Origin of the sequence: Streptomyces sp. B1866, assembly GCF_031932565.1 — a bacterium.
In the GTDB taxonomy this organism is placed as follows: domain Bacteria; phylum Actinomycetota; class Actinomycetes; order Streptomycetales; family Streptomycetaceae; genus Streptomyces.
Map to the genome: position 1 here is coordinate 1 of NZ_JAVSCF010000102.1, position 20,782 is coordinate 20,782.

At 74.4% G+C, this 20,782-nt stretch carries 19 protein-coding genes and 1 tRNA gene; 10 read left to right on the forward strand and 10 right to left on the reverse strand.

What is annotated here, in order from left to right; all coding sequences use genetic code 11:
* Window positions 1–204: 204 nt before the first annotated feature.
* The 5 genes from RKE29_RS15425 to RKE29_RS15445 all read left to right on the forward strand — a co-directional run bounded on the left by RKE29_RS15425 (window position 205) and on the right by RKE29_RS15445 (window position 4,397).
* Window positions 205–669 (forward strand): peroxiredoxin, encoded by a 465-nt coding sequence (locus tag RKE29_RS15425; protein ID WP_312005955.1) that lies wholly within the window; start codon window positions 205–207, stop codon window positions 667–669.
* Window positions 670–785: 116 nt separating this feature from the next.
* Complete coding sequence (locus tag RKE29_RS15430; protein WP_312005956.1) at window positions 786–1,361, forward strand: TerD family protein; 576 nt, start codon at window positions 786–788, stop codon at window positions 1,359–1,361.
* Window positions 1,362–1,676: 315 nt separating this feature from the next.
* On the forward strand, window positions 1,677–2,252 hold the full coding sequence (locus RKE29_RS15435) for a TerD family protein (protein ID WP_312005957.1): 576 nt from the start codon (window positions 1,677–1,679) through the stop codon (window positions 2,250–2,252).
* A 52-nt stretch (window positions 2,253–2,304) separates the two neighbouring features.
* Complete coding sequence (locus tag RKE29_RS15440) at window positions 2,305–3,495, forward strand: DUF475 domain-containing protein (protein WP_312005958.1); 1,191 nt, start codon at window positions 2,305–2,307, stop codon at window positions 3,493–3,495.
* 167 nt (window positions 3,496–3,662) lie between these two features.
* Window positions 3,663–4,397 carry a Tellurium resistance gene (locus RKE29_RS15445; protein ID WP_312005959.1) on the forward strand — a complete coding sequence of 245 codons (735 nt, stop codon included), beginning with the start codon at window positions 3,663–3,665 and terminating at the stop codon, window positions 4,395–4,397.
* A gap of 123 nt (window positions 4,398–4,520) precedes the next feature.
* Here RKE29_RS15445 and RKE29_RS15450 read toward each other — a convergent pair whose 3' ends face one another.
* The gene (locus RKE29_RS15450) at window positions 4,521–5,552 is read right to left on the reverse strand and encodes a TerD family protein (RefSeq protein ID WP_312005960.1); all 1,032 of its coding nucleotides are present in this window, start codon (window positions 5,550–5,552) and stop codon (window positions 4,521–4,523) included.
* Window positions 5,553–5,832: 280 nt separating this feature from the next.
* Between RKE29_RS15450 and RKE29_RS15455 the strand changes: the two genes are divergently transcribed.
* The 4 genes from RKE29_RS15455 to RKE29_RS15470 all read left to right on the forward strand — a co-directional run bounded on the left by RKE29_RS15455 (window position 5,833) and on the right by RKE29_RS15470 (window position 11,621).
* Window positions 5,833–7,026 carry an HpcH/HpaI aldolase/citrate lyase family protein gene (locus tag RKE29_RS15455; protein WP_312005961.1) on the forward strand — a complete coding sequence of 398 codons (1,194 nt, stop codon included), beginning with the start codon at window positions 5,833–5,835 and terminating at the stop codon, window positions 7,024–7,026.
* A 45-nt stretch (window positions 7,027–7,071) separates the two neighbouring features.
* Window positions 7,072–9,912, forward strand: coding sequence for a phosphoribosyltransferase (locus tag RKE29_RS15460; RefSeq protein ID WP_312005962.1), 2,841 nt, complete (start codon window positions 7,072–7,074; stop codon window positions 9,910–9,912).
* 92 nt (window positions 9,913–10,004) lie between these two features.
* Window positions 10,005–10,850 (forward strand): HAD family hydrolase, encoded by an 846-nt coding sequence (locus tag RKE29_RS15465; RefSeq protein WP_312005963.1) that lies wholly within the window; start codon window positions 10,005–10,007, stop codon window positions 10,848–10,850.
* 111 nt (window positions 10,851–10,961) lie between these two features.
* On the forward strand, window positions 10,962–11,621 hold the full coding sequence (locus RKE29_RS15470; RefSeq protein ID WP_312005964.1) for a class I SAM-dependent methyltransferase: 660 nt from the start codon (window positions 10,962–10,964) through the stop codon (window positions 11,619–11,621).
* A 133-nt stretch (window positions 11,622–11,754) separates the two neighbouring features.
* Here the strand turns inward: RKE29_RS15470 and RKE29_RS15475 are convergent, their stop codons facing one another.
* Both RKE29_RS15475 and RKE29_RS15480 read right to left on the reverse strand, forming a co-directional pair.
* Complete coding sequence (locus RKE29_RS15475; RefSeq protein ID WP_312005965.1) at window positions 11,755–11,985, reverse strand: zinc ribbon domain-containing protein; 231 nt, start codon at window positions 11,983–11,985, stop codon at window positions 11,755–11,757.
* A 106-nt stretch (window positions 11,986–12,091) separates the two neighbouring features.
* Complete coding sequence (locus RKE29_RS15480; RefSeq protein WP_312005972.1) at window positions 12,092–13,417, reverse strand: hypothetical protein; 1,326 nt, start codon at window positions 13,415–13,417, stop codon at window positions 12,092–12,094.
* A gap of 303 nt (window positions 13,418–13,720) precedes the next feature.
* On the opposite strand from RKE29_RS15480, the gene RKE29_RS15485 reads away from it, so the two are divergent.
* Window positions 13,721–13,792, forward strand: a tRNA-Val gene (locus RKE29_RS15485).
* 583 nt (window positions 13,793–14,375) lie between these two features.
* Here the strand turns inward: RKE29_RS15485 and RKE29_RS15490 are convergent.
* The 7 genes from RKE29_RS15490 to RKE29_RS15520 all read right to left on the reverse strand — a co-directional run bounded on the left by RKE29_RS15490 (window position 14,376) and on the right by RKE29_RS15520 (window position 20,628).
* Entirely contained in the window at window positions 14,376–14,597 is a 222-nt protein-coding gene (locus RKE29_RS15490; protein ID WP_312005966.1) for a hypothetical protein, read from the reverse strand.
* Entirely contained in the window at window positions 14,594–15,325 is a 732-nt protein-coding gene (locus RKE29_RS15495) for a hypothetical protein (protein ID WP_312005967.1), read from the reverse strand. Before RKE29_RS15495 ends, RKE29_RS15490 begins: the two co-directional genes overlap by 4 nt.
* A gap of 391 nt (window positions 15,326–15,716) precedes the next feature.
* Window positions 15,717–16,961 (reverse strand): helix-turn-helix domain-containing protein, encoded by a 1,245-nt coding sequence (locus RKE29_RS15500; RefSeq protein WP_312005968.1) that lies wholly within the window; start codon window positions 16,959–16,961, stop codon window positions 15,717–15,719.
* Between the two features lie 403 nt (window positions 16,962–17,364).
* Window positions 17,365–17,562, reverse strand: coding sequence for a hypothetical protein (locus tag RKE29_RS15505; RefSeq protein ID WP_312005969.1), 198 nt, complete (start codon window positions 17,560–17,562; stop codon window positions 17,365–17,367).
* Between the two features lie 28 nt (window positions 17,563–17,590).
* Window positions 17,591–18,253 (reverse strand): HAD family hydrolase, encoded by a 663-nt coding sequence (locus tag RKE29_RS15510; RefSeq protein WP_312005970.1) that lies wholly within the window; start codon window positions 18,251–18,253, stop codon window positions 17,591–17,593.
* Window positions 18,254–18,425: 172 nt separating this feature from the next.
* Entirely contained in the window at window positions 18,426–19,421 is a 996-nt protein-coding gene (locus RKE29_RS15515) for an NAD(P)-dependent oxidoreductase (RefSeq protein ID WP_312005971.1), read from the reverse strand.
* Window positions 19,422–19,440: 19 nt separating this feature from the next.
* A complete protein-coding gene (locus RKE29_RS15520; RefSeq protein ID WP_312005973.1) occupies window positions 19,441–20,628 on the reverse strand; it encodes a lactate 2-monooxygenase in 1,188 nt (395 codons plus the stop codon).
* Window positions 20,629–20,782: the final 154 nt, after the last annotated feature.

The following is a 20,782-nucleotide window of genomic DNA, read 5'->3' on the forward strand; positions in this document are numbered from 1 at the left end:
CGCGGCGGGCCCGGGCCTCGCCGGCCGCCGGGGCGCCCCGACCGCGGGCCGCCGCGGCGCGGTGCGCCGCTGCGGGACAGCGCCCCAGCTCCTCCGCCGTCTCGTGAACACGTCATGAGGGCCCCCTTCCGGCGTCGGAAGGGGGCCGCGCGCGCGTAGGGTGGTGCGCGACGTGAGCCATCGAAGCGAGCGAAGGGAAACCCCATGGCGATCGAGGCCGGCGCGCAGGCCCCCGACTTCCGGCTGAAGAACCAGCACGGCGAGTCGGTGGCGCTCTCCGACTTCCGGGGCGAGAAGAACGTCGTCCTGCTCTTCTACCCGTTCGCCTTCACCGGCGTGTGCACCGGCGAGCTGTGCGCGCTGCGTGACAACCTGCCCACCTTCGTCAACGACGAGGTGCAGCTGCTGGCCGTGTCCAACGACGCGCCGTTCAGCCTGCGTGTGTTCGCCGAGCAGGAGGGCCTGGACTACCCCCTGCTGTCGGACTTCTGGCCGCACGGCGAGGTCAGCCGCGCGTACGGGGTCTTCGACGAGGACAAGGGCTGCGCCGTGCGCGGCACCTTCGTGATCGACAAGGCCGGCGAGGTGCGCTGGACCGTGGTCAACGGCCTGCCCGACGCCCGGGACCTGAACGACTACGTGAAGGCGCTGGAAAGCCTGAAAGCCTGACGACGCGGGGGAACCGCTCACTAGGATTCACTCGTTGATCAGAGTGGACCTCTTAGGCATCCGCAAACCGTGACAAAGGGGCACCCCGTGCTCCTGGTGAATATTTGGGAGGACTCGTGGGAGTCAGCCTCAGCAAGGGCGGCAACGTCTCGCTGACCAAGGAAGCCCCGAACCTGACCGCGGTCGTCGTCGGTCTGGGCTGGGACGCCCGTACCACCACCGGCACCGACTTCGACCTCGACGCCAGCGCTCTGCTCACCAACGACCAGGGCAAGGTCGGCAACGACCAGAACTTCGTGTTCTTCAACAACCTCAAGAGCCCCGACGGCTCCGTGGAGCACACCGGCGACAACCTCACCGGTGAGGGCGAGGGCGACGACGAGGCGATCAAGGTGAACCTGGCCGGCGTGCCGGCCGACGTCGCCAAGATCGTCTTCCCGGTGTCGATCTACGACGCCGAGACCCGCCAGCAGAGCTTCGGCCAGGTGCGCAACGCGTACATCCGCGTGGTGAACCAGGCCGACGGCGTCGAGCTGGCCCGCTACGACCTGACCGAGGACGCCTCCACCGAGACCGCCATGGTCTTCGGCGAGCTGTACCGGCACGGCGCGGAGTGGAAGTTCCGGGCCATCGGCCAGGGGTATGCCTCCGGGCTGCGCGGCATCGCGCAGGACTTCGGCGTCAACGTCTGACGCCCGTCGGCCAGGCTCCACGGCGGACACAGTCCACCGCGTCCGGCGTCGCACCCCTGCTCACCGTACGGGAGTGCGGCGCCGGACGCGCGTACGCGGGGGGGCCGTGCGCGCGTCCGGCAGGATGACGCGCACACGATAGATCCCGCGTCCGCGGCGGGCCCGTACGCGCGGCGGGCCGCCTCAGCGCCGCGAAACCGCCGCCGACCGGCCGGGCAGCCCGCCCGGCCCGCGCCGCCCGTCCCGTACGGCGGCGCCGTCGGCCGGCCGCACCACTCGCGCACATTCGCGACACCCCGGGGAGGATGCAGGATCATGGGCGTCACGCTCGCCAAGGGAGGCAACGTCTCCCTCTCCAAAGCGGCACCGAACCTCACGCGCGTGGCCGTGGGCCTGGGCTGGGACGCGCGCTCCACCACCGGAGCGCCGTTCGACCTCGACGCCAGCGCGCTGCTGTGCCGCTCGGGCCGGGTGCTCGGCGACGAGTACTTCGTCTTCTACAACAACCTCAAGAGCCCCGAGGGCTCCGTGGAGCACACCGGCGACAACCTCACCGGCGAGGGGGAGGGGGACGACGAGACGATCCTGGTGGACCTCGCGAAGGTGCCCGCCGAGGTCGACAAGATCGTCTTCCCGGTGTCGATCTACGACGCCGACGCCCGGCGGCAGACCTTCGGCCAGGTCGCCAACGCCTTCATCCGCGTGGTGAACCAGGCCGACGGCGCCGAGCTGGCCCGCTACGACCTGTCGGAGGACGCCTCCAGCGAGACCGCCATGATCTTCGGCGAGGTGTACCGGTACGGCGGCGAATGGAAGTTCCGTGCGGTCGGACAGGGGTACGCGTCGGGCCTGCGTGGCATCGCTCTAGACTTCGGGGTCAACGTTTCGTAAAGTCGCGTCCCGCGCTCGGGGAAGACGCCTTCGGAGAAGGAATGGGTAGGCAGTGCTCCTGAAAACCTTTGGCTGGTCGTTCGCCGTCACAGCGGCCGGGCTGGCCCTGGCCGGCGTGCTCTGGGGGTGGAAGGGGCTCGCGATCGTCGGGATCCTCTCGATCCTGGAGATCTCGCTGTCGTTCGACAACGCGGTCATCAACGCGGGCATCCTGCGGAAGATGAACGCCTTCTGGCAGAAGATCTTCCTGACCGTCGGCGTGCTGATCGCCGTGTTCGGCATGCGCCTGGTCTTCCCCATCGTCATTGTGGCCATCACGGCCAAGATGGGGCCGATCGAGGCCGTCGACCTGGCGATCAACGACAAGGACCGGTACGAACACCTGGTCACCGCCGCCCACCCGGCCATCGCGGCCTTCGGCGGCGTCTTCCTGCTGATGATCTTCCTGGACTTCCTCTTCGAGGAGCGGGACATCCGCTGGCTGAGCTGGCTGGAGAAGCCGCTGGGCAAGCTGGGCAAGCTGGACATGCTGTCGGTCGTGGTCGCCCTGGGCGCGCTGCTCCTGGCGGCCACCACCGTCGCCACCGACGTCGCGCACGGCGGCGGCGACAAGACCGCCACCGTGATGCTGTCCGGCGTCGCCGGCCTGGTGACGTACCTGATCGTCGGCGGCATCTCCGGCTACTTCGAGGACCGGATCGAGGAAGCGGAAGAAGACGAGGACGAGGCCGAGGGCGGGGACGGCGACGGCGACCGCGCCGCGCTGGACGCCGCCGGGCCGCAGGCGGCGGGCGCCGCGAGCGTCAGCCGGGCGGGCGCCGCGTCGGCGGTCGGCCTGGCGGGCAAGGCCGCGTTCTTCATGTTCCTCTACCTGGAGGTCATCGACGCGTCGTTCTCCTTCGACGGCGTCATCGGCGCCTTCGCCATCACCAACGACATCTTCGAGATGGCGCTCGGCCTCGGCATCGGCGCCATGTACATCCGGTCGCTGACCGTCTTCCTGGTCCGCAAGGGCACCCTGGACGACTACGTCTACCTGGAGCACGGCGCGCACTACGCCATCGGCGCGCTCGCCGTGATCCTGCTGATCACCATCAAGTACGAGATCAACGAGGTCATCACCGGCCTGATCGGCGTCGTCCTGATCGCCGCCTCGTACTGGTCGTCTGTCGTGCGCAACCGCCGCGACGCGGGCTCCGAGGACAGCTCCGGGACCAAGGCGGAGGTCACCTCGGGCGTGTGACCCGGGGGCGGACGAGGAACGCTTCAAGCGAGGCGGCCGGCGGGGCACAGCCCGGCCGGCCGCCTCGCGGTACGGGCGCCGCGCCCGTACCGGGACGGCATCGCAGGGGTTCCCGCCCGGCCGCGGACGGTCGGCGGCGGGCGCGACGACGGTAGGGGTGGGGCGCAGTGGCGTTCTGGGACAACTGGGGACGGGGTCCGTGGCGGCAGTTCGACAGCGGCGGCGGCAGCGGCACGATCGAGCTGACCCGGCGCCGCCCGACCGTCTCGCTCAGCAAGCAGGGCGCGGCCACCGGGAACCTGCGGGTGAACCTGTCCTGGCAGATGCGCACCACCGACTTCGGTGAGCGGCAGTCGCTGCGCGAGAGCCTGCTGCGCAACCCGTTCAAGAAGCTCACCCCGGACGCCTTCTCCTCGCAGGGCCCGGCGCTGGTCAACGTCGACCTGGACCTGGCGTGCCTGTACGAGCTGAAGGACGGCTCCAAGGGCGTGGTGCAGCCGCTGGGCAACTTCATGGGCAGCCTCAACAGCGCGCCGTATGTGAAGCTCGACGGCGACGACCGGTTCGGCTCCGGCACCGGCGAGACGATCTTCGTCAACATGGACCACAAGGACGACATCGAGCGGCTGCTGGTCTTCGTGTACATCTACGACGGCACGCCCGCCTTCGACCGTACGCGCGGGGTCGTCACCCTGTACCCGAGCAGCGGCCCGCAGGTGGTGATCCACCTGGACGAGCGGGACGCGCAGGCCCGGTCGTGCGCCGTGGTGCAGATCAAGAACGTCAAGGGCGAGATGGTCGTGCGCCGCGAGGTCCGGTACGTGTACGGCTTCCAGTCGGAGCTGGACCGGCTCTACGGGTGGGGGTTGCAGTGGGGCCGCGGCTACAAGGAGAAGGTGTAGCGGGCGAGGGCCGTCGTCACCGGCCCGGGCGCCCCGGCACCGGTCCGGCGCCGGGTCACGGCCCCGCGCCGGATCGTCCCGCGCCGGGCGCCGCCTGCCGGGGCGCCGGCCTCGGCGCCGGCCTCAGCGCCGCCCGGTGAGGAACTGCGGTCCCTGCGGCGGCAGCTCGAACTCCGGCTGCGGCGGCAGCGGCTGCGGCGTGTCGGGCGCCTGCCGCACCACCGGCTGCGGGCCGTACGCCGGGTGGTGCGGATAGCCGTAGCCGTGCCCTGTCGACGCGGCGGGCGCGGCAGGTGCCACGGGCGTGGCGACCGGGGCGGAGTGCGGCGGGATCGGCGTCGCCTCGCCGGGCCGGGTGTAGGGCTGGGTGGGCTGCTGCTGCGGGTAGCCGTAGGCCGGTGCGGGCGGGTAGCCGTACGAGGGCTGCGGCGGCGCGGGCGGCGGAGGCGGGTAGCCGTAGCCGGAGGAGGGCCCGGGTATGGGCGCCGGGACCGCGGCTGCCGGGGTGCCCGCGGGCGGCTCCGGCGCGGCGGGGGCCGGCCCGGCGGGCCCGGGCCGCGGCTCGGCGGCGGCCGGGTCCGGGCCCGCACCGGCGGCGGCCTGGTCCTCGCCCTCGTCCACCGTGATGCCGAACTCGGTGGCCAGCCCCACCAGGCCCGACTCGTAGCCCTGCCCCAGTGCGCGGAACTTCCACCCCTCGCCGCGCCGGTACAGCTCGCCGCAGATCAGCGCCGTCTCCCGGCCCGTCTCCGGCACCACGTCGAACACCGCGACCGGTTCGGCGTCCGCCGCCGCGCCCGCGTCGTACAGCAGCACGCGCAGGTCCGCGACGTCCGCGAACGATCCGCCGTCCGCCGACGCGGCCAGGACCACGCGGTCGACGTCCGCCGTGAGGCCCGCCAGGTCCGCCTCGATGGTGTCGGTCAGCGCGTCCGACAGCCGCTTTTTGGCCAGGTGGCGGACCAGTCCCGAGGGGTGCCGCGGCTGGTTGTAGAAGACGAAGTCCTCGTCGCCGCGCACGCGGCCGCCGACGGCCAGCAGCAGCGCCGAGGCGTCCACGTCGGGTGCGTCCGCGCCGGGATCCCAGCGCAGCACGACCCGCACCGCGGTGGCCTCCAGCGGGATGTTGGACCCCTTCAGCATCGCGTGCGTCATGGCCGTCATCCTGCCGTCCCGGCACCGCGGGGACAACGCGCGGGGCCCCTCCCGGGATCCCGTGCGGCGCGCGGCGGTCCGAGAAGTGGCTGAAACGTTGCGTTCGGGGAGGATGAGGCCAGAGGGACGCAAGGGACCGGAGGGACGGACACCGCTTAGACGCAGAGCAGTTACGCGTTTTTCATCACCTTGGGGAACTCTTGACCTACGGTCGATCGTACGAACATCGGCCGCGCCGGCCAGCAGCGGCCGGCGAACGGACCGGCTGTACGGGAGACACATGCGGCACTTTGCACACCTGCCGGCCGACGTGCGGAAGGACCTCTTCCACCGGGAACCCGGCGAGTTCACCGCCGCCTCCCCGGCCCGTACGCTCGCCGTCGCCCTCGGCGCGACCCTCTACAGCCCGGCCAACCGGACCCGCCTCGCCGACGACATCGCCAAGCAGGCCGACCGCGGCGTGGTGTCCATGGTCCTGTGCCTGGAGGACGCCATCCACGACGCGGAGCTGACCGCCGCCGAGGACAACCTGGTGCACCACCTGCGCGAACTGGCCGCCCGGCCGGCGGGCGCCACCGCGCTGCCGCTGCTGTTCGTCCGCGTGCGCGCCCCCGAGCAGATCGGCGACCTGACGCGGCGGCTCGGCGGCGCCATGCGCCTGCTGTCCGGATTCGTGCTGCCCAAGTTCACCGAGGAGGGCGGCGTGCCCTTCCTGGAGGCGCTGGTCTCGGCCGAGACCGACGCCGTGCTGGAGGCCACGGGCGGGCGGCGGCTGCTGGCCATGCCGGTCCTGGAGTCGCCCGAGCTGCTGCACCTGGAGACCCGCACCGAGACCCTGGCCGGCATCGCGCGCACGGTCGACAAGTACCGCGAGCGGGTGCTGGCCCTGCGGCTGGGCGTCACCGACTTCTGCTCCGCCTACGGGCTGCGCCGGGCGCCCGACATGACCGCGTACGACGTGCGCCTGGTCGCCTCCGTCATCGCCGACGTGGTCAACGTCCTGGGCCGCGCCGACGGCACGGGCTTCACCGTGACCGGACCGGTGTGGGAGTACTTCCGGCCGCACGAGCGGCTGTTCAAGCCGCAGCTGCGGCACAGCCCCTTCACCACCGGCCACGCCGAGGGCCTGCGCGCCGCGCTCATCGAGCACGCCATGGACGGCCTGCTGCGCGAGATCGAGCTGGACCGGGCCAACGGGTTGCAGGGCAAGACCTGCATCCACCCCACGCACGTCGCGCCGGTGCACGCCCTGTCGGTCGTCAGCCACGAGGAGTTCACCGACGCCATGGACATCCTCGGCCCGGAGCGCGGCGGGGGCGGCGTGCTGCGCTCCGCGTACACGAACAAGATGAACGAGGTCAAACCGCACCGCGCCTGGGCCGAGCGGACCCTCCAGCGCGCCGAGGTGTTCGGCGTGGCCCGCGAGGACGTCAGCTTCGTGGAGCTGCTGGCGGCGGGCCTGTCGCCGGGCTGACGGCGGCCGGTCGGGCGGGACGTACGAGACTCGTACGTGAAGGTGTTGCTGAGCGAAGTGAGGACGTACGGCGTGGTGTGGTCGGGTCAGTGGGTCACGGACCGGCTGGGAGTCGCCCTGGACGGCGGCCCGGAGCTGCGGCAGCTGCTGGGCCTGGCGGTGAGGGACAACCCCCGGCGGGCCCACCTGCTGGTGTCCACCGTCCTCGGCAAGCACGTGCCCCAGCGGCCCGCCGAGGTGTACGGGGCCGGGCTGCGCCTCGGACGGCGGGTGCGCGACCTGCTCGGCGAGGAGGCGGCGGCCCGCGCCGTGGTCGTCGGGTACGCCGAGACCGCCACGGGCCTGGGCCACAGCGTCGCCGACGGCCTCGGGCACGCGCCGTACCTGCACTCCACGCGCCGCCCGGTGCCGGGCGTCGCGCCGGCCGGCGGCTTCGAGGAGGAACACAGCCACGCCACCTCCCACCTGCTGCTGCCCGAGGACCCGGGGCTGCTGGGCGGGGACGGGCCGCTGGTGCTCGTGGACGACGAGTTCTCCACCGGCACCACCGTGCTGAACACCATCGCCGACCTGCACCGCCGCCATCCCCGCGACCGCTACGTGGTGGTCGCCCTGGTCGACACCCGCTCCCCGCGGGACCGCGACCGCCTCGCCGCCCGCGCCGCCGCCCTGGGCGCGCGCGTCGACCTGGTGGCGCTCGCGACGGGGACGGTGCGGCTGCCGGAGGGCGTGCTGGAGCGGGGGCAGGAGCTGGTCGCGCGGTACGCGCCGGAGGCGGCAGCCGTGGCCGACTCGCCCCCGGGCGGCGTCTTGGAGGCCACGCGGCCGGTGCGCCGGGTGGACCTCGGCTGGCCGGAGGGGCTGCCGGACGGCGGCCGGCACGGCTTCACGCCCGCCCACCGGGCTCGCCTGGAGGCCGCGCTGCCGGCCATGGCGGCCCGGGTCGCCGAGGCCCTGGCCCCGGGCGCGCCCGGCGGGACCGCCGGTACGGAGCCCGCCGCGCGCCGCGTGCTGGTGCTCGGCTGCGAGGAGCTGATGTACGCGCCGCTGCGCATCGCCGAGGCGCTGGACGCGGCCGTCGGCGCCGAGGTGCGCTACTCGACCACCACCCGCTCCCCGGTGCTCGCCGTGGACGACCCGGGCTACGCCATCCGCACCCGCCTGGTCTTCCCGGCCCACGACGCGCCCGCCGACGGGCCCGGCGAGCGGTACGCGTACAACGTCGCGCCCGGCGCCGACCCCGCGCGCCGCTTCGACGCCGTCGTCGCCGTGGTCGACTCCGCCGCCGACACCCTGGAGCTGCACGCGCCCGGCGGGCTGCTCGCGCGGCTCGCGGCGCACACCGACCGGGTACTGCTGGCGGTCGTGCCGTCGTACGCGCCGTCGGCCCTGCCGGGCGGGCCGGGGGCCGCCGCCGCGCACGCCGCCGGGCCACCCGCCCAAGCACCGCGCGCCGCCGGGCCGCGAGCCGTTGCACCGATCTCGGCCGGGCCGCGAGCCGTGGCGCCGGACGCCGTTCGCCCAGGGGCCGCCGTGCCCGCGTCGACGACGCCGCCCGCGCCACCCGTACCGCCAGCGCCGCCCCCGCGGGCCGTACCGGAAGCCGCCGGGCCCGAACATCCGGCACCGCCCCCGCGCGTCCCGGCGGCGGCCCGCCCGTCCGGCCCCGCCGTCCCGTCCGGCCCTGCCGATCCGGCCCTCCCCGACCCCGCCCCCGACCGACAGGCGCCCCGCATGCCCGCACCCCTGCCCGCACCCCTGCGCGGACCCGGCTTCTCCTCCTACGTCCCCGACGAGGTCGGCTGGCTGCTCCAGGACCTCTCCGACGTCGCGCTGGAGGCGCCCACCGAGGAGCGCGAGGAGGCGATCCAGAGCGGCGGCGCCCACTACGCCGAGTCGCTGCCGGTCGAGTACCAGCCCAGCGAGGAGTACCAGCGGCTGTTCCGGGCCGCCCTGGAGACGTCCGCCGCCCGGATCGCGCGCGCGGTCGGCGCGGTCACCGAGACCGTGCTGGCCGAGCGCTCGCCGCGTCCCGTGCTGGTCTCGCTCGCCCGCGCGGGCACGCCCGTCGGCGTGCTGATGCGGCGCTGGGCGCGGCACGCGCGCGGCCTCGACCTGCCGCACTACGCGATCTCCATCGTGCGCGGCCGCGGCGTCGACACCGTCGCGCTGCGCTGGCTGGCCGCCCACCACGACCCGGCCGACGTGGTGTTCGTGGACGGCTGGACCGGCAAGGGCGCCATCACCCACGAGCTGGCGGCGGGCCTGCGCCCGTACGAGGGCTTCGACCCGCGCATCGCCGTGCTCGCCGACCCCGGCCGCTGCGTGGACACCTACGGCACGCGCGACGACTTCCTCATCCCGTCCGCCTGCCTGAACTCCACCGTCTCCGGCCTGGTCTCCCGTACGGTGCTGCGCGCGGACCTGGTCGGACCGGACGACTTCCACGGCGCGAAGTTCTACCGCGAGCTGGCCGGCGCGGACGTCTCCGGGCTGTTCCTGGACACGGTCGAGGCCCGGTTCGCCGAGGTCGGCGACGCCGTCGCCGCCGACGTGAAGGAGCTGGCCGCCGCCGACCGCACGCCCACCTGGGAGGGCTGGGCCGCCGTCGAGCGGATCAGCGAGGCGTACGGCATCCACGACGTCAACCTCGTCAAGCCGGGCGTCGGCGAGACCACGCGCGTGCTGCTGCGCCGGGTGCCCTGGCGGATCCTCGCGCGGCGCGGCGCCGGGTCCGACCTGGACCACGTGCGGCTGCTGGCCGAGCAGCGGGGCGTGCCGGTGGAGGAGACCGACGACCTGCCGTACTCGTGCGTCGGCCTGATCCACCCGCGCTACACCCGGGGCGCGACGGGCGCGGACGGACGGGCGGTGACGGCCCGGTGAGCGCGCCCCGCACCCCCGCCGCGACCCCGACCCCCGCCGCGACCCCGACCCCTGCCCCGACCCCGACCCCGTCCGGCCCGGCCGCCGCGCCCGTGTCCCTCGTCGCCAGCGACCTCGACCGCACGCTGATCTACTCCCCGGCCGCGCTCGCCCTCGACGTACCCGACGCGCGGGCGCCGCGCCTGCTGTGCGTGGAGGTCTACCAGGGCCAGCCGCTGTCGTTCATGACGGAGACCGCCGCCGCCCTGTTCACCGACCTCACCGCCGCGCGCACCGCCGAGTTCGTGCCCGTCACCACGCGCACCCCCGAGCAGTACGGGCGGGTCCGGCTGCCCGGCCCGGCGCCGCGCTACGCGATCTGCGCCAACGGCGGGCACATCCTGGTGGACGGCGAGTCCGACCCGGCCTGGCGGGCCCGGGTGCTGAGCGCCCTGAGCGCCGAGTGCGCGCCGCTGGAGGAGGTCCGCGCGCACCTGCTGCGCACCGCCGACCCGGCGTGGCTGCTGAAGGAGCGGGTCGCCGACGGCCTGTTCGCGTACCTGGTCGTGGACCGCGCGCTGCTGCCCGAGTCGTACGCCAAGGAGCTGGCCGACTGGGCCCAGGGCCGCGGCTGGACGGTGTCGCTCCAGGGCCGCAAGCTCTACGCCGTGCCCAGGCCGCTCACCAAGAGCGCGGCCGTGGCGGAGGTCGCGCGCCGCACCGGGGCCGGCCAGGTGCTCGCGGCGGGCGACTCCCGCCTGGACACCGACCTGCTGCTGGCCGCCGACCGCGCCTGGCGGCCCGGCCACGGCGAGCTGGCCGACGCGGGCTGGACGGCGCCGCACGTGACGGCGCTCGCGCGGCGGGGCGTGGCGGCGGGCGAGGAGATCCTGCGCGCCTTCCTCGCGGCCGCGGCGCCGTCCGCGCCGCGGGCCGCGGCGCACGGCGGATCGGGCTGAGCCCGGCGGCCCGGCGGGAAGGTTGGCGTCCGTTCCGGCGTTGACGACCATGTGGGGGAGGGCGGCGGACCGACCGCCGCCCGAGGTTCCGCCAGAGGCGAAGGAGGCCGTGTGGCCGAGAGCAAGAGCACGCCGATCACACCCGAGCTGTACGACTACGTCCTGAAGCACAACCCGCCGCTGGACGCCGTGCAGCGAAGCCTGGTCGAGATCACCCACGCCGAGGTGCCGGGGCAGGCGGTGATGCAGTCGGCCGAGGAGCAGGGCCCGCTGCTGGCGTTCCTGGTGCGGCTCGTCGGCGCTCGGCTCGTCGTGGAGGTGGGCACCTTCACCGGCTTCACGGCCCTGTCCATGGCGCAGGCGCTGCCCCCGGACGGGCGGCTGATCGCCTGCGACGTGTCCGAGGAGTGGACCGCGTACGGGCGGGAGGCGTGGGCGACGGCCGGCGTCGCGGACCGCATCGACCTGCGCATCGCGCCCGCGATCGACACGCTGCGGTCGCTGCCCGCCGAACCCCACGTCGACCTCGCGTACCTGGACGCGGACAAGCAGGGCTACATCGCGTACTGGGAGGAGCTGGTGCCCCGGATGCGGCCCGGCGGCCTGATCGTCGTGGACAACGTGCTCTACGGCGGCCAGGTGACCGACCCGGCGGCGACCGGCGGGGCCGCCGCCATCCAGGCGTTCAACGACCACGTGGCGGGCGACGCGCGGGTGGAGGCGGTGATGCTGACGGTGGCGGACGGCCTGACCCTGGCCCGCCGCCGCTGACCGCCCGGCCCCCGGGGGCGCCCGGACCCCGGTGGGCCGGACGTCGCGGGCCCAGGCGCCCGCGACGTCCGGCCCCGGGACTACGCCCCCGGGGCCGGCCGCCCCGGTACCCCCGGCCGCCCGGTACCGGGGGTCAGCCGCAGCAGCCGCCCCCGCAGCACCCGCCGCCGCCCGCGCCCGCGCCGCCGCTGGGCGCCGGTGCCTGCGCTCCCCGCGCGCTGCCGCCCACGGCCACCGTGGACAGCAGCTTCACCGTGTCGTCGTGCCCGGAGGGGCAGGACGCGGGGGCGGCGGACTCGGCCATGGGCCGACTGAGTTCGAAGGTGGTCCCGCAGGCGCGGCACCGGTATTCGTAACGTGGCATACCAGGCAGCATAACCAGCGGCACCCGGCGCGGCGGCCGGACCGCGGACCTGCCGCGAACGGGTGACGGCCTCGCACGCGTGTGCCCCGGAGGGCGGGCCGGGGCCTCAGTGCCCGGCGCCGCGCTCCTCGCGTATCTCCTGGACGACGCGGGCCGCCGTCTGCCGCACCGCCTCCGTCTCGGACAGGAAGTGCCACCAGTCCGGGTGCCGCCCGGACACGCCCGCGATGGCCTCGTCGAGCCGGGCCACCGCGCCGTCCAGCGGCCGGGCGTGGCGCGGGTCGGGCGTGCTGCGCCCGGCCATCGCCAGCCGCTGCGCGTCGCGCACCGCGAAGCGCGTGCGCTCGATCTCCTTCTGCTGGTCGAACGACACCTCGTCCAGCCGCCGCAGCCGCTCGCCCGCGGCCGACACCGCCTCGTCCGTCGCGTTCAGCAGGGCCCGTACGGTGGCCAGCAGGCTCGTGGCGTCCGCCCACCGCTGCCCGGCGCGCGCGGTCCGCGCCTCCGCCAGCTTCGCCTCGGCCCGGGCCACGTCCCGGGCCGCCTGCTCGGGCACGGGCTGGAGGTCCTGCCAGCAGGCCGCGCTGTACCGGCGACGCAGCTCGCTGAGCACCGGCCCGACGCCCTCGGCGCGCGTGGTGAGCGCCTGCGCGCGCGTGCGCAGCGTCACCAGCCGCCGGTCGATCTCGGCCGCCCGCCCTGGCAGCCGCTCCGCCTCGCCGCGCACGGCCTCCGCGGCCCGCAGCACGTCACCCGCGCGCCGCAGCGTCTCCGGCACGCCGTGCCGCCCCGCGCCCTCGTTCAGCTTGGTCAGCTCCGGCGCCAGGGCCACCAGCCGCGCGGCCAGGTCGTCGCCCTTCAGTCCGGCGGCCCGTACGGCGTCCAGCGCGCCGCTCGCCGCGAGCAGCGCCTGCCGGGCGCGCTCCACAGCGGGCGCCACCTGCTCCAGCTGCCGCTCGGCCTGCCGCAGCAGCGGCCCGAGCCCGTCCGCGAACCGCTCCAGGTCGGCCCTGGCCCGCCGCAGGCCCTCGGTGGCCCGTACCAGCTCCGCCCGGGCCCGGGCCGCGGTGGACGCGTCGAGGTCGTCGCGGTCCAGGTCGTGGGCGTCCACGGCGGCGATGTAGTCGCGGCTGACCTGGTCGATCCGCTGCTCCAGCGCGGCGAACTCGCCGAGCGTGCCGCGGGCGGCCGCGGAGCCGTCCACGGCCCCGATCGCCTCAATGGAGATGCGCAGGTCCCGCTGGGCGGTGTCCAGCTCGTAGAAGGCCTCCGCCGCGTCGTCCTTCGCCGCCTGCGCCTGCGCCCGCTGGCTCTCCCCCCGCCCGCCGAACCAGCGGCGCGTGCCCCCGCCCGCGTACGAGGCGGACCCGGCGGCCAGCGCCGCCCCCAGCAGCGGAAGCGGCAGCAGCGCCAGCCCGAGAACGCCCCGCAGGACCCCCGCCGACCGCCCCCGCGCCGCCGCCCGCGGGCCCGGGCCCCCGTCCGGCCGGCGGCCTGACGGACCCGCTGGACGTCTCGACTGCGCCGGTGTTGCCGTCACTGCCCTCTCCCCGATGGATCGCCCCAGGTCCGTAAGCCATTGTCCCACCGGTGAGGGACGCCCACAGCGGCCGGTCGGTTCGCCGCGGCGCGCGCGCCGGAGCGCGCCGGGCCTGCCACCGGGGCCGGAGCGGCGGGGCGGGGGGCGGTTCTTGCGGGGGTGGCGTGCGGACACGGTAGGCTGGCGCTCACCCCCGGGCGCATAGCTCAGTGGTAGAGCATCGCCCTTACAAGGCGAGTGTCGGCGGTTCGAACCCGTCTGCGCCCACCCTCGCGACCTGGCCTCAATCTGTTGATGGCCAGGTCGGAATGTCTTCTCGCCTGAATCGTCCGCCGACCGGGGAAGTCCGCCGGGTGGCCGGGTGGGCCCCGGCGCGTGCCCTATACGCCGGGGCCCTTCGGCCTGCGGTCCCGCCGTCCGAGGCGGCCGCAGGCCGACTAGCGGCCCGACCGGGGAGGCACCACCGACCCCGGCCGGACCTGTCTTGTGCAGCCCCGGGACGCCGCCCGTACGACGCGCGCCCCGGGGCCCTTCGGCCCGCGCCCCGGGGTCGCCGTGACGGCGCGGGGTGGCGCGCTCGGCGCGCCGTGGGGGCCGGTGTGCCCGGCCGGGTTTCCTCCCAGTACCCCTCCGGCCGGGGGCTTTGGGGGCGGGTCCTGGCGCCTTCCTCATCTCCGGGCCGTGAGCCCGGACCGCCAGGACCCGCCCGGTTCGGGGGTGCCCGGCCTGGCCCGGGGGGCGGGCTCAGGCCGGGCGGTGCGGCGGCCGTCCCCCGGGGGAGTGGGATGGCCGCCGCGGCCCCGGCGTGCGGTCGGGAGCTGAACACGCCCGCCGCCGGGGAGCCGTGGGGTCAGTCGGGGCCGGGGTCGTCCGGCTCCGGCGCGGTGGCATCCCGTCGCAGGGCGTGCAGCACGGTCGAGTCCATCGGGGCCAGCAGGCGCTCCAGGTACATCACCTGGCCCGGGCCGTGCGCCGCCAGCCTCGCCAGCCGTGATGCCTGCCGGGTGCGTTCGGTGCGGCGGCCGGCGGCGCGGGCCAGCCGTACGAGGGGCAGGAACGGGAGGCTGATCATCCTGCCCACCGGTGGGCCCGCGCGCCCTTCAGCACCCGTGCCAGGACCCGCCCCAGCGGGCACCTGGGCCGGTCCGGCCGGCAGGCCGGGCACTGGGCGGCGTGCTCCTCGACCAGGGCCTCGGCCTGCTGGGGGCGCAGGTATTCCCGGGCGCAGGTCAGGCACACCCGGTGCGTCAGACCCGGGCCCCATTCCGTGTGCTCGCGGTGGAACGGGATCGGCTCGTCGGTTTCCCGGCCGCAGCCCGCACAGTGGTGCGGGCCGAACGCATCCCGGATGGCGTGGCGGAGTGCGGCGTGCAGGTGGTCGGGGTGGGTGAGGAAGCGGCCCATGCGCGGGGGTACGCGCCAGTGGGGTGCCGGGCCGGTGGTGATCCCGTGCCGGGGGATGACGACGTAGACGCCGTCGCCGAGGACGCGCAGGTGGCCGAGCGGGCCCCACTGGTCGGCGGTGCCGTGACGGATGAACCAGTACAGCAGGCCGCACCGCGGATCCTCCACGACGGCGCCGCTGCGCTCGTGGAGGACTCCGAGCGCCCGTTCGCCGACGGGGGTGGAGATACGGATCGCGTCCCACACCAGTCCCGCGGGCCGCGCCTCGTGATCCTCGCCGGGCGGCGGCAGGGCGGCGGCGAAGGCGTCGAAGCCGTTGCCGTCTTCGGGCGGGGTGGTGAGGGCGGCGCGGCGGATGTCGTCGCTCGGGAGGCGCCGGGGCAGGCCGCCGGTCACCGCGCGCACCGTCCGGCCTCGGTTCCGGTGTCCTCGCCGAGGAACTGGGCCAGGTCGTCGTACAGGGTGCGGGCCTGCCGCATGTCCAGGACCAGCTCGGCGGAGTGGACGTGACCGCTCTCGGTACCGACGACGAGCGGCACCTCGATNTGACCGCTCTCGGTACCGACGACGAGCGGCACCTCGATGCCGCGTACGGTCCGCTGTATCGGGACACCCGGCGCCAGGGTGATCCCCAGCTTCAGCACAGCGTCCGGATGGGCAGATGTGCTCTGTCCTCGGCAGCAGTTCTCCACGGCGGGCCCTCACGTCATCGGTGATCAGGTGCTCACCGACGGTAGAGGGGTGCGGCAGAGAGAAGAGGCAGAGATTCTGCCCCTCGAACAGGTGATCAACCCGTCAGGACACCAATCTTGACAGCCAGTTCGGCCGCGCGCCGACGTCGCGCCGGGCTCTTGGACTCAGACTCCTCCAGTACGATCCGTCGGGCGTATCCGTTGTACCGGATCGTTTCGGGCGCAGAATTGAACGCCTTTTCCAAGGTGGCGAGGGCGGCATCAGGCTGCCCGTCGAGCTGGTAGCCGCGGGCTTCCTCGATCCGGTGCCGCGCTCGGCGCGGCCGAGACGGAATCGACACAGAGGCCGCCGCTTCGGCCTGCCGTACCGACTCCCCCCCGGCATGCAGCTCGACAGCGACAGTGACCGCGTGAGCGCCCATGATCGCGTCTGAGAAGCTGGTGATGGGGTGGAAGTACGTCGGCGGCAGCCGGTCAGCCAGAGCGCGGGCCTTGTCCCAGTAGGACCATGCGACGGCGGTGTCCCCGCGGCGGGCAGCGGTGTACCCGGCCTCGAACTGGAGCGCGCCAGCGATGGCGAACACCTCGGTGTCGGCCTCGGGGAGGAGCGGGGTCAGGAAGCGGATCGTCTCGTGGGTGATCGCGTCAGCCGCGTCGAAGTGACCGGAATCGCGGTGTGCCTGGGCGGCGAGCCACGCGGCGACGCCGATGGCATGGGGATGCTCGGATTCCTGCGCGGCCACCAGGCCCCGCTCGCAGACCCGCCACAAGAGCGCCGAGTCGGGTTGGTAGGAGAGGAAGAACTGGCTGAGGCCGTAGACCTCGGCCAGGACGGCATGCGCCGCCCGGCGATCCGCGGCAGTATCAGCCTGGCGCACCGCGAGTTGGGCATCGCGAATCAGCTCGGGCAGGAACTCGCCGATGACCTCTCGGTGGTTGGGGGAGGAATGCCGGACAGACCAAGCGCGTGTGAGGCGGGAGCGCAGGTATGCGGTGGTGGGCGCCTGTCGGTCAGAGCTGACCGGGAAGCGGTTGATCGCCTCTCGCACCTTCGGGAGCCGTTGGTGGCCGGGGCCGATGAATAGCTCAGTCGGGATTGGCTGGCAGCCGACAAGTTCCGCGAGGTCCCGGACACGCAGCGCCTCAGCGATGCGGAGGACCATGGACAGTGACGGAGTGTGTAGGATGCCCCTTTCCACCTGCTTCACCCAACTAGGTGACTTGTCGAGGAGTCCGCCCAGGACGGTGCGGCTCATGCCTCGGCGGTTGCGGAGCATCTTCATACGCTGGCCGAAGACCAACGCCTCAACTCCCGGATCCGGGGTGGCATCAGATGGCATGGCCTTGCCCCTCTCTGAACAGCTCGTCACTGTCAGGGTATGGGGCAGGGCTCTCTGCGTGTAGCGGGAGATCACGCACGGGTGTGTGGGCGAACCTGTGCTCGACCCGCTCGGGGCAGCGAGCATTGGTCGCCTGACCGGCCGCCCGCGCCCGGACGCACGAAACCCCCCGCCCCGGCCGGAACCAGAGTGAGTTGGGCGAGGCGGTTCACCTCCCGATGAGCGCATACAGGGTCAGCATTCAGGGCGGCGAGTCCGGTCAGCGCGGCCAGCGAGGGGAGCGCCCACCGGCCGCGCTTCAGCTGCTCCAGCTCCCCGCGCGCCTCCCGCAGGTCCTCCTCCGTGTCCGTCCGGAGCCGCAAGATGTCTGCCTCGGACCGGGTACTCCGCCGCGGGTCGGCGGTCAGCCGTCGGCCAGGGCCGCGCGCCAGCTCGGCACCGCCGGTTTCCAGTCGAGCGCCTGCCGCGCGCGGTCGTTGGCCGCGCCCCGCATGGCGGTGAGCTGGTACGCGGTGAAACAGCCCAGCAGCCGCTCGGCGAGCTCCGGGGCAGGGTCCGGGGCGCGGGTGCGCCGAGCAGGCGCGCGTACTCCGGCAGCCATACCGCCGCCTTGGCCGGGTCGACGACGGTCAGCGCCCTCGCTCGTTGAAGTCCGCAACGAGACCAGGAAGTTCGAGGAGGCTTTCCATCCGGAAGGCGGGGAGCCTCTGGGCTTCCTCAGTGCGCCACTGAATGGTCGCCCAGGGGCCACGGTGCACCAGCGCAGTGCGCATGCCCGCCGCTACGGCGGGGCGCAGGTCGTTGTCGACGCGGTCACCGACGTAAAGGATCTCGTCGTTGCCGAAGGGAGTGACCTCGGCGACGCGCTCGAAGAAGAGCGGGTCTGGCTTGCTGGCACCCCAGTCGTCGGAAGTGCCGATCAAGTCGACGTCGTCCTTGAACAGTTCGCGCAGGATCTCGCCCGCGCGGACGGTCTGGTTGCCCGCGATACCCAGCCACAACCCGTCGGCGCGCAGCCGTGCCAACGTGGGCCGCACGTCGTCGTACAGGTCCTCCTCGCCGAAGGTCTCCGGCTGGCCTGCGGCGGCGCGCTTCTCGCGCTCCTCGTAGAGGTCGAAGCCGGGCCGGAATTCCTGAAACGTCTCGCGGTAGTCGCGTCCCTGTGCGACAACGGCGCCGAACATGGAGTGAAAGGTGTGGCGCGGTACGCCGAGCCAGTCAGCCCACGTGCCGTACTCGCGCGTCTCGTCCACAAGGCACTCGCCCACATCGAACACCACAGCTCGGATCATGCTCGGCAGCGTAGAGCACCGGTAGGCGAGCTATGGCGTGGGCGGCCTCGCGCGGTTGCCTGCCCGCACGCCGCCCGGCTACTCGCGGGGGCGTGGGTGCGCGAGCGAAGTTGACCGTAGGGGTTGACCCCGGCGTCAAGGCCAGCGCGGGGAGTCGGCTGTGTCCGCGGTCTCAGCCCGGGGCCGGGCGTACGACGTCGCGGAGCGGCTCGCCGGCCAGGTACGCGCGGACGTTGCCGGCGACGGCCGCGGCGATGCGGCCCAGCGTCTCCCGGGTCACCCCGGCGACGTGCGGTGACAGGACGACGCCCGGCGCGCGCAGCAGCCGGGAGGACGCGGGCGGCGGCTCGGGGTCGAAGACGTCCAGGCCGGCCCCGGCCAGGGCGCCCGCCTCCAGGGCGTCGGCCAGGGCCTCCTGGTCGATCAGGGCGCCGCGCGCGGTGTTGACGACGTACGCGGTGCGCTTGCACAGCGCCAGCCGCCCGGCGTCCAGCAGGCGGCGGGTGGCGGGCGTGAGCGGGGCGTGCAGGGAGACGTAGTCGCTCGCGCGCAGCAGCTCCTCCAGGCCGGTGCGGCGCGCGCCGAGGCGCCGCTCGACCTCCGGCGGTGCGGGCCGCGGGCTGCTGTACAGGACGGTCATGCCGAAGGCGGCGGCCCGGTGGGCGACCTCCCGGCCGATGTGGCCGAGGCCGACGATGCCGAGCGTCTTGCCGGACAGTTCGGTGATCGACGGCTGGAGCCTGGGCAGCGCCCAGTCGGCGGCGGTGAGCGCGGTGTGCGCCGGGACCAGCCGTTTGGCCAGGGCCAGCATCAGGGCGAAGGTCTGCTCGGCGACGTTGTGCCCTTCGGCGCCGGAGGAGGCGATGGTGCACACCGTCACCCCGCGCGCGGCGGCGGCCGCCGTGTCGACGTAGTCGAAGCCGTGGCTGGCGCACTGGAGCAGGCCCAGGTCGGGGGCGGCGGCGAGGTGGGCGGCGGTCACCGGGCCGAGACCGGTGACGATCACCCGGGCGGCGCGCAGCGCGGCGGGCTCCTCGTCGGCCGCCTCCACGACGGTGACCTCGGCGTAGGCGCGCAGCGACGCGGTCAGCCGGGCGCCGACTCCCCGCCCGCCGACGTGCGGGGAGATGACGACCAGGACGGGGGGCAGGGCAGGGGGCTCGGTCACGCGGGTCTCCCGGCGGCGGTCAGCGGTCGGCGCGCACGAGCGCGTCGCGGGTCAGCTCGCCCGGGGCCGTGTAGCCGGACAGCGCGAGCGTCAGGTCGAACTCGGCGAGCAGCGCGCGTATCACGTGCTCGACGCCCGCCTGCCCGTCGAGCCCGAGCCCGTACACGTACGGCCTGCCCAGCAGCACCGCCCGCGCCCCCAGGGCCAGAGCCTTGAAGACGTCGTCCCCGGTGCGTACGCCGCTGTCGAACAGCACCGCCAGCCGGTCGCCGGCCGCGTCCACCACGCCGGGCAGCGCGTCCGCCGCGCCGATCGCGCCGTTGACCTGCCGGCCGCCGTGGTTGGAGACCACGACGCCGTCCATGCCCGCGTCGGCGGCGCGCCGGGCGTCGTCCGGGTGCAGCACACCCTTCAGCACGATCGGGCCCTCCCAGTGCTCGCGCAGGAACGCCAGGTCGTCCCAGGTCTTGCCGGGGTCGGTGAACATCTGCACGAAGTGCAGCACGGCCGCGTCCAGGTCCTCGTGCACCGGCTTGGCGAGGCCCGCCTGGAAGGCGGGGTCGGTGAAGTAGTTCGCGGTGCCCACGCCCCGCAGGAACGGCAGGTACGCCTGGTCCAGGTCGCGCGGGCGCCAGGACAGCAGCCAGGTGTCGAGCGTGACGAACAGCGCCGAGTACCCGGCGGCCCGCGCGCGGCGCAGGAAGCTCAGCGTGACCTCCCGGTCCTTGGGCCAGTACAGCTGGAACCACCGCACCCCGTCCCCGCAGGCCGCCGCCACCTCCTCCATCGGCGTGCTGGACGCGGAGGACAGCACGAACGGCACGCCGTGCGCCGCCGCCGCGCGGGCCGCCGCGGGCTCGGCGTCCGGGTGCATGATCGACTGCACGCCGATCGGGGCCAGCGCCAGCGGCGCGGGCAGCCGGCTGCCGAGCACGTCGGCCGACAGGTCGCGGCGGCGCACGTCGCGCAGCATGCGCGGCACGATCTGCCAGCGGTCCAGGGCCGACCGGTTGGCGCGCTCGGTGCGGCCGCTGCCCGCGCTGCCCGCGACGTACCCGACCGGGCCCGGGCCGAGGCGGTGCGCGGCCAGCTCCTCCAGCCGGGTCAGGTCGGCGGGCATGCGCGGCACCGCGCCGGTCATCCCGTTGAGATAGATCTCGTACTGGAACGCGGCCCAGTCCCGCTCCGCGTGCGCCTGCTCGCCCATCGACGCGCCTCTTTCGTCCCGGCCGGTGCCGTTTGCCTTCCGAACGCCTTGATCTTCGCCGATGCGGTCGGCCGGGGCGAGGGCGCCGCACGGGCCGCCCGCGCCCCGGCCGCCCCGCGAGCCGCGGGCGGCCGGGCGCGGACCGGGCCCGGGC